9 protein-coding genes are annotated in these 8,363 nt (G+C 57.6%); 8 read left to right on the forward strand and 1 reads right to left on the reverse strand.

Features of this window, described 5'->3' with window-relative positions; translation table 11 throughout:
* A partial coding sequence (locus H7H34_RS23145; protein WP_185926909.1) for a transposase occupies positions 1 to 185 on the reverse strand: 185 nt, incomplete at its 3' end.
* Between the two features lie 225 nt (positions 186 to 410).
* Between H7H34_RS23145 and phnC the strand changes: the two genes are divergently transcribed.
* The 8 genes from phnC to H7H34_RS23185 all read left to right on the forward strand — a co-directional run.
* A complete protein-coding gene (gene phnC, locus H7H34_RS23150; protein ID WP_006473175.1) occupies positions 411 to 1,220 on the forward strand; it encodes a phosphonate ABC transporter ATP-binding protein in 810 nt (269 codons plus the stop codon).
* Complete coding sequence (gene phnD / locus H7H34_RS23155; RefSeq protein ID WP_003501103.1) at positions 1,217 to 2,065, forward strand: phosphate/phosphite/phosphonate ABC transporter substrate-binding protein; 849 nt, start codon at positions 1,217 to 1,219, stop codon at positions 2,063 to 2,065. Before phnC ends, phnD begins: the two co-directional genes overlap by 4 nt.
* A gap of 70 nt (positions 2,066 to 2,135) precedes the next feature.
* Entirely contained in the window at positions 2,136 to 2,942 is an 807-nt protein-coding gene (gene phnE / locus H7H34_RS23160) for a phosphonate ABC transporter, permease protein PhnE (protein WP_006473411.1), read from the forward strand.
* A 13-nt stretch (positions 2,943 to 2,955) separates the two neighbouring features.
* Positions 2,956 to 3,954, forward strand: coding sequence for a phosphonate dehydrogenase (locus H7H34_RS23165; RefSeq protein WP_152007293.1), 999 nt, complete (start codon positions 2,956 to 2,958; stop codon positions 3,952 to 3,954).
* A 12-nt stretch (positions 3,955 to 3,966) separates the two neighbouring features.
* A complete protein-coding gene (locus H7H34_RS23170; protein ID WP_003501100.1) occupies positions 3,967 to 4,887 on the forward strand; it encodes a LysR family transcriptional regulator in 921 nt (306 codons plus the stop codon).
* A gap of 340 nt (positions 4,888 to 5,227) precedes the next feature.
* Positions 5,228 to 5,830: a recombinase family protein gene (locus H7H34_RS23175; protein WP_003501098.1), complete on the forward strand. Its 603-nt coding sequence runs from the start codon at positions 5,228 to 5,230 to the stop codon at positions 5,828 to 5,830.
* A complete protein-coding gene (locus tag H7H34_RS23180) occupies positions 5,823 to 7,475 on the forward strand; it encodes an IS481 family transposase (RefSeq protein WP_003501095.1) in 1,653 nt (550 codons plus the stop codon). Before H7H34_RS23175 ends, H7H34_RS23180 begins: the two co-directional genes overlap by 8 nt.
* The coding region (locus tag H7H34_RS23185) for an ExeA family protein (RefSeq protein ID WP_170986387.1) at positions 7,472 to 8,363 on the forward strand (892 nt) is incomplete at its 3' end. The genes H7H34_RS23180 and H7H34_RS23185, both read left to right, overlap by 4 nt.

Consider the following 8,363-nt stretch of genomic DNA (forward strand, 5'->3'; position numbering starts at 1 on the left):
CGCTCTCGATACCCGTTGCGCCAGGTCGTGCGTTCACCGCTGCGTTCATGCCGGCCGGCGCCGATGATGCCTTCCACATCGGTCTCCATGATCAGTTGCAGCACGGCTTCGGCAATGCCGCGCAAGAAGTCGCCCTGATCGTGCTTGGCCAGAAGCTCGGACAGGTCCATGTTCGTCTTGGTCATCGGGGTCTCCGTAGGGGCCGTGGTTGAAGTCGCCAAACTCCACCTCGAACATACACCTCGATGGCCACCTGGGATCACACCGCCGACGGCGATGAAATTACACCAGCTCCTCGGACGCTAACTGCTGTCATTGAAGTTTCACGAGCCTGATAAACGGACGTCATATGTCGCCCATAGTGATGCAAATATTCAATCGATGCACCACTAACGATCAGGATTATTGTGATGCTGGCTCTGAACGGAGTTGCCGTGACCTATGCCAACGGCACCCAAGCTTTGAAGACAACGACATTGACGTTCAACCAGGGTCAGTTCGTCGTGCTCCTCGGTAGATCCGGCGCAGGCAAATCTACCCTCATCCGGACACTCAACGGCTTGGTTGCGCCGACGTCTGGTTCGATCACTTCTAACGATATTGGTGCTCTGGATGCGGAAACTAAGCTTCGCATTCACCGAAGGCGAACTGGGATGATATTCCAGCAGCACCAACTCATAGGGCGCTTGAGCGCGCTCGACAACGTCATGACGGGCCGCCTGGGCTACCACTCTGGCTGGCGTACGTTGTTCCCTATGCCGCGTTCGGATCGAAGGCTGGGGTTGGAATGCCTTGAACGCGTAGGCCTTCTTGATAAGGCTCTCGTCAGGGCGGATCAACTATCCGGCGGTCAGCAGCAACGGGTGGGCATTGCGCGCGCGCTGGTCCAGAAGCCCCAACTGGTCCTTGCAGATGAGCCCGTTGCAAGTCTGGACCCTGAAACGGCTGTCGAGGTCCTGTCGCAGCTTCGCGAAATATGCACAGCCGACGGCATCACTGCTGTGATCAGCCTTCATCAGATCGATCTAGCTCGCCGGTTCGGCGACCGGGTCATTGCTATGCGCGACGGGGAAGTGGTTGCGGACGCCGCTGTCGACGAACTGACCGATCAAATGTGTGCGTCGATCTACCGCAGCGCCCCAAGAAATCCGACCACAACACAAGATTTGTCCAACTACGAGTATGATCAACCTTTAGCTGCCATGGAGGCCGCATTATGAAGAAGCTTCTGTCCCTCGCATTCCTCGCCGTTCTTGGCTGGAGTTCGTTGGCGCATGCTGGCTCAAATCCAGAGACATTGCGCGTCGCGTTGCTACCGGACGAGAACGCCGCCACTGTCATCAAAAACAATCGTCCTCTCGAGGAGTATCTTGAGAAGACACTCGGTCGGGAGATTGAACTGATCGTAACGACCGACTACTCGTCAATGATCGAAGCGATGCGTTTCGGCCGGCTTGAGTTGGCTTATTTCGGGCCGCTCTCTTACACGCTCGCGAAAACCAAGGCTGATATCGAGCCTTTCGCAGCACTTATGAAGGATGGCGAAACTACCTATCGCGCTGTAGTTGTCGCCAATGCAGAGGCTGGCATCGAAAGCCTTGAAGATGCAAAAGGGAAAAAGGTCGCGTTTGGGGACGTGGCTTCCACCTCAAGCCACCTTATCCCGAAATCTATGCTGCTTAAGGCCGGAGTTGAGGCTGGAAAAGACTATAGCGAGAACTTCGTAGGGTCGCATGATGCCGTGGCTATTGCAGTGCAGAATGGCAATGCTCAGATTGGCGGACTTTCGTTGCCCATCTACAATTCAATGGTCGCTCGTGGCACCATTGATCCTAAGAAAGTTATCGCCCTCGCCGAGTCCGATCCGTTCCCGCAGTACCCCTGGACCATGCGGTCGGATCTTGACACTTCGTTGAAAGAGGCGATCACCAAAGCCTTCATCGACCTTAAAGACGAAAAGGTATTGGCATCCTTCAAAGCCGATGGGTTCGCTCCGATCGATGACAAAGCCTACGACGTCGTCCGTGAGCTCGGTAAAGTGCTGAACTTGGACCTGAGTCAGTAAGGCGCGTTCGAGACAGTTTCTCACCTTTCGACGCAGGCGCTGGCCTGCGTCCTTTCTTCCAGGATATGTGATGACACAGCCGTCGGCCGACTACGACTCTATCCTTCAACATCAAAACAAAGCTTGGACCAGAGCTGGCGTGATCGCGTTGGCAATTGCGTGTGTGATCATTGTTAGCAGTTATCACTCCGGTCTTCTTGATCTGGAGCGTCTGGGATCTGGGTTTCCTGCGCTCTGGCAGCTCGGTACGGAAATGTTTCCCCCGGATTTCAACCGAGGCTTGGAGTGGATCAGCCCTCTCATCGACACTCTGGCGATGAGTATAGCTGGGACTGCGATCGCGGTACTGATATCACTTCCAGTTGGCTTTTTCGCCTCAGGGAAAACAGCACCCAACGCTGTCATCTATATGATCTCGCGTGGATTGTTGAATGGTCTACGGTCGATCCCGGAGCTGATTATGGGCATCGTCTTCGTGGCGGCAGTGGGATTTGGAGCGCTCCCAGGCGTGCTGGCTCTTGGTCTTCACTCGGTTGGCATGGTGGGCAAGTTCTTTGCGGAGGCGATCGAGCATTGCGATAATGCGCCTATAGAAGCCGCACGCGCAGCTGGTGCGTCGCCGTTCCAGATCGTGACGCGGGCGATCTTGCCACAAGTTCTACCGCAATTGGCCGATGTGACCATCTATCGGTGGGAGTACAACTTCCGCGCCTCGACAATCCTGGGCACTGTGGGAGCTGGTGGTATCGGTTTCGAGTTGATGACATCCCTCCGGATCATGAATTATCAGGAGGTTCTTGCGATCATGCTCGTTGTCCTTCTGATGGTCACCATCGTTGACCAGGTCGGCGCTCTCCTCCGCCGCCAGCTGCAATAGAAGGATAAATTAAATGCTCCCAAAGGTAGTAATCACCCATCGCGTCCACGAGGAGATTATCTCAAAGCTATCTCCCCACGCTCGTTTAGTTTGCAACGATACTGATGATACATGGCCCCGCGAGAAACTGCTCGCAGAATTGAGCGACGCCAAGGCGATGATGGCGTTCATGCCGGACATGATCGACGCGTCTGTACTCGCGCACGCTCCCGATCTTCAACTTGTGGCATGTGCGCTGAAAGGCTTCGATAACTTCGACATCGAAGCCTGCACGCAGCGTGGAGTCCACGTCACGATAGTGTCCGATCTTCTCACTGACCCGACAGCCGAACTTACAATCGGTCTGATGATTGCTCTTGGGCGGCACATTCTGCCAGGCGACAAGAGCGTCAGGAGGGATTACAAAGGTTGGCGCCCTCGGTTTTACGGCCTTGGGCTGCAGGGCACAGCAATCGGCATTTTAGGGATGGGAGCGATCGGAAAAGCTATAGCACAGCGCCTAAGTACCTTCGGCGCCATTGTGTCGTACTGGGATCGTCAATCCCTGGACAAAGCCGATGAGATCAGACTGAACGTAAAGCCTCTTGAATTTGACCAGTTGATCTCGTCGTCTACCTTTCTTGTGTGTGCACTCCCGCTTTCGGCCGAAACGAAGCATCTCCTCGGCGCTGAACAACTCGCCAAAATGCCCAAAGGAGCACTTCTTATTAATCCTGCACGCGGAAGCGTGGTTGATGAAGAGGCTGTTGTCGCTGCATTGCAGGCGGGGCGCTTGGGAGGCTACGCCGCTGATGTTTATGAGATGGAGGACTGGGCCAGACCCGACCGGCCTGACAAGGTCCACGGGGGTCTCCTCAATCGCGAACATGATACGATCTTGACACCCCACATAGGCTCAGCAGTGGCGAAGTCGCGTTTGGCTATCGAGCACGAGGCTGCTGACAACATTATAGATTTTGTCCAAGGCCGAAGACCTCGTGCGGCAATTAACGAGGTTCAACTAATTCCTTGATTAGAGAAAGTAATGTTTAGCCTTTCGCATGTCGCAGCATTCATAGAGGTAATCGAAACTGGCAGCTTTCACGAGGCGTCGCGACGGCTTCAGATATCCCAACCGACTGTCTCACATAATGTGAAACGATTGGAGGATATACTAGGGGTGCGGCTGGTCGAGAGGAGGAAGGACAAGTGTGTGCCGACTCGGCAAGGGCTCGTATTCTTGCCATTCGCACGCAGCCTTTTGACCGTCACGAAGAGATCTCTGGACCGCCTGCACAGCGGCCGGATTACGTTGGGTGCCAGTACTAACATCGGTACCTATATTTTGCCAGTCCACTTGAAGCGTTTACAGGATGCTCAAGGCCGGCCACCTGAGGTGGCCGTTGCCTCAAATCCTGAAATCATCGAAAAGCTCTTGAGGAAGGAGATTGATCTAGCCTTTACCGAATGGTGGGACGATCGAAAAGGATATCAAGCCCGCCTTTGGCGGAAGGAAAAGCTGGTAATAATCGTATCCCCACAGCATAATTGGAGGACGCGAAAAACAATTGAAGCGGCAGAGTTATTTCAAGAGTCCCTCATTGGCGGAGAACGTGGAACCGGTACCGGATCCGTGCTCCGCGAGGCCTTCGGCCAAGCGGCAGAGCAATTCCCAATCTCATTCAATGTCGGGAGCACTGAGGCTGTGAAGCATGCAGTTCGAGCTGGTCTCGGCATTTCGATCGTGATGAGGAGCACTGTCCTCGATGAGCTCGCGTCGGGTAGGCTTTATGAGGTTTCTGTTGAGAATGTGGTTCTCGAAAAGTCTGTGTGGGCTGTACATCCCGTACATATGGAGGATGGTTCACCGGAAGCAATCGCGCTTAAGGTTATACTCGATGCGAGCGCCCCTCTGGGTGACCTAGAGCACGTCCACATTACTCGGGGTCATATCCGCAAGATTTGAAGTAGTTGGCGCATTCCTGCGGCTCGAACATGGTAACGGCCTGGCCGACCGCATCCTTTGGTATCGCCGCCTCAATTCCCGGAGTATCCCATACAAGGGGGACAAGATCGGGGACCGCCCGATTTTCGATGCGTAGGGTTCCCTGCTCCATGTCGCGAATATTCGGCCGTCAGACACATAGTTGGTTTCCATGGATCGTTTGTCATAAACGAGGGTTTTTGAGCATGCCATAGCGCATGCCGTCACGCCCCTTGAATGGCGCGATGGAATCTTCTCAAAACTGTTATAGAAACGGTTGTCGCAAAATGCTATGTGTCCAACGACTTTCAAGAACATTTGGATGGCTATGCGGGTCGGGTACGCCAGGGTCAGCACGATCGATCAAAATCCGGAGCTTCAGCTTGAGGCGCTGAGACGCGCCGGTTGCGAGAAGGTGTTTACCGAGCGCGGGTCAGGCGCTCGCGATGACCGCCCGGAATTGGGCCGAATTCTCTCCGACGTGCTTCGCACTGGTGACACGCTCGTTGTCTGGAAACTCGATCGGTTGGCGCGATCGCTAAAGAAGCTCATCGCGACGGCGGAAGAGTTGGAGCGCGCGAAGATCGGGCTCGTGTCCTTGACCGAGAGCATTGATACGACGACGCCGGGCGGCATGCTGACCTTCCATGTCTTCGGTGCGATCGCCCAGTTCGAACGTGCTCTGATCCGCGAACGCACGACGGCTGGACTGGTCGAGGCGCGGCAACGTGGCCGCAAGGGTGGCCGCCCGCCCGCGATGCGCCCGGGCGATATTGCCGCGGCGCGCGCCCTGATGAAGGAAGGCAGCATACCGGTACGCAATATTGCGCAGCGCATGGGGGTTTCTGTTGCAACCCTCTATCGTCATATCGGCAAGAAGGGTGGCTCTCCCAAAACAGTGGAATCCGAGGACGTCCATGGCTGAGCGGAGAAAGCGGCCGCCCGGAGAGGCTCTTGTCGATCTTCGACGCCGATTGTCGCTGCTTTCTCCCCGTGATCCAGGCCGTACCGAGATTGTTGCTCGTGCCGCCGATGCCTACGGCATCTCGATCTGGACCCTGTATCGGGCGCTGCGGGAGTTGAACCGCCCGAAATCCGTACGGCGCGCCGATCACGGAACCTCCCGGATCGCCCCGCAGCCGGAGATGGAAACCTATGCCGAAATCATCGCGGCCCTGAAGATCAGAACGGCGAACCGGAAGGGGCGGCATATCTCCACGGCGCGCGCCATCAAGCTGCTTGAGGAAGACGGCGTGGTGACGCCCGATGGCCTGGTCCGTGCACCGCCCGGCATCTTGAAACGCGCAACGGTCGATCGGCTGCTGCGTGTTTCCGGCCTGGATTATGCGCGCGTCACCCGCCCGGTGGCTGCCGTCCGATTCCAGGCGCGGCGTTCCAACGAACTCTGGCACTTCGACATGAGCCCGTCCGACCTGAAGCAGGTGGAAGCGCCGCTTTGGGTCGAGGAAGGGCGCGGCCGGCCGACGCTGATGCTGTTCTCCGTGGTCGATGATCGCTCCGGCGCGAGCTATCAGGAATACCGCTCCGTCTACGGCGAGGACGCGGAGTCCGCCTTGCGCTTTCTCTACAATGCCTTCGCCGCCAAGCCTGAACCGGAACTGCCGCTTCAGGGGATTCCAACGACCATCCATATGGATAACGGGCCGGTGAGCCGCTCGCGCGTTTTCCAGTCCGTCATGGGTAGCCTTGGTGTCCGGGTTCTCACGCATATGCCCCCGTCGGACAGCGAGCGGCGCACGCCGGCGCGAGCGAAAGGCAAGGTCGAGCGGCCGTTTCGCACGATCAAGGAAGTGCACGAGACCCTCTATCATTTCCACAAGCCGAAGGACGAAGAGGAAGCCAACCTTTGGCTCAGGCGCGCCTTGGTCACCTACAATAACGGCGACCATCGCACAGAGTCTCATGCACGCATCGAGGATTGGCTGCGGCATCTTCCTCCTGACGGGGTGCGGGCGATGTGCTCCTGGGAGCGGTTCTGCGCCTTTGCGCGCGAACCGGAACGACGGACGGTTGCTGGAGACGCGACCGTATCGGTCGAAGGCGCATCCTATGAGGTCGAGCCCGAACTTGCCGGCGAAACGGTGACCTTGCTCTGGGGCCTGTTCGATCAGGAACTGTTCGTCGAGCATGAGGGCAAGCGCTTCGGTCCATTCCAACCTTCGCGCGGGGCGGTTCCCCTCTTTCGCTATCGCAAATACCAGAAGAGCAAGCTCGAAGAGCGGCTCGACAAGGTGGTGCGCCTGGCAGACCAACTTGGGCTCCCCCGCGCCGCGGTCACCGGCGGGGATCGTCCATTGCCTTCGCTGCCCCCGACCACGGCTGGGCTGAGTGTACGGCGGACACCGTTTCCGGAACCCGCAATAGAGACCGCTTATCCAAATGGCCTCGCAGCCCGTGGGGCCATCGCCGACCAGCTCGGCCGGCCGATCGGCGCGATGAATGCCGGTGACCGCGCCTTCATCAATGAACTGCTTGGAGAAACACTCGACAAAAAGATGATCGCGGCCCGTATCCGCGAACGCTTCCAGGCGCGAAGAAAGGAAGAATGATGCTCGCTGACGTTCAATCCAGTTACGGCCTCGACCGGCCTTTCCAAGGGGCCGGCAACTTTGAGACCGAGCATCAGCGCACGATCATCCGCGAGGTGTGTGCGGCCGTCCAGACCGGTCGGCTTGTCGTGGTCTCCGGCCTGGTCGGTTCGGGGAAAACCCACCTTTTGCGCCGCATCGAGGCCGAACTCACCAAAGCCGGCAAGGTCGCACTCGCCAAATCGCTGGCGGTCGACAAGCGGCGCACTTCGCTGCCATCGCTCATTGAAGCCCTGTTCTACGACTTGTCTCCCGGCGATCGTGCGCAGGTCAAGATCCCCAAGCAGGCCGAGCGCCGGGAGCGCGACCTGCGCGACATCATGAAAAAAGGCAAACGGCCGATCGTCCTCGTGGTCGACGAGGCCCATGACCTGCACCACAAGACCTTAACCGGCCTGAAGCGACTGATGGAGGTGGTCGCCGACGCCGGCGTGCTCCTTTCCGTACTTCTTGTCGGGCATCCCCGGTTGCGCAATGATCTGCGCCGGCCGCAAATGGAGGAGATTGGCTACCGCACGACCATTTTTGACTACGAGGGGATCGGCTCCGCGCGCCGCGACTATGTTGCCTGGCTGCTTGGCGCCTGTGCGGCCGAAGGCGTAAAGGTTGGCGAACTCCTCGAGGAAGAAGCCATCGACCTCATCGCCGAACGTTTGCGCACGCCGCTTCAGATCGAGATGCATCTCACCCTCGCATTCGAGCAGGGCTTTCGCCTCGGCGCCAAGCCGGTTACCGCCGAAATCGTCGAGCAGGTCCTGTCCCGCGCCATCGACGATCTCGAACCGACGTTGACCCGAAATGGTTACGATGCGACGGCTCTGGTCACGCACCTCAATGCTCGGCCGTCGG

It is taken from the genome of Stappia sp. 28M-7 (genome assembly GCF_014252955.1).
Lineage (GTDB): Bacteria > Pseudomonadota > Alphaproteobacteria > Rhizobiales > Stappiaceae > Stappia.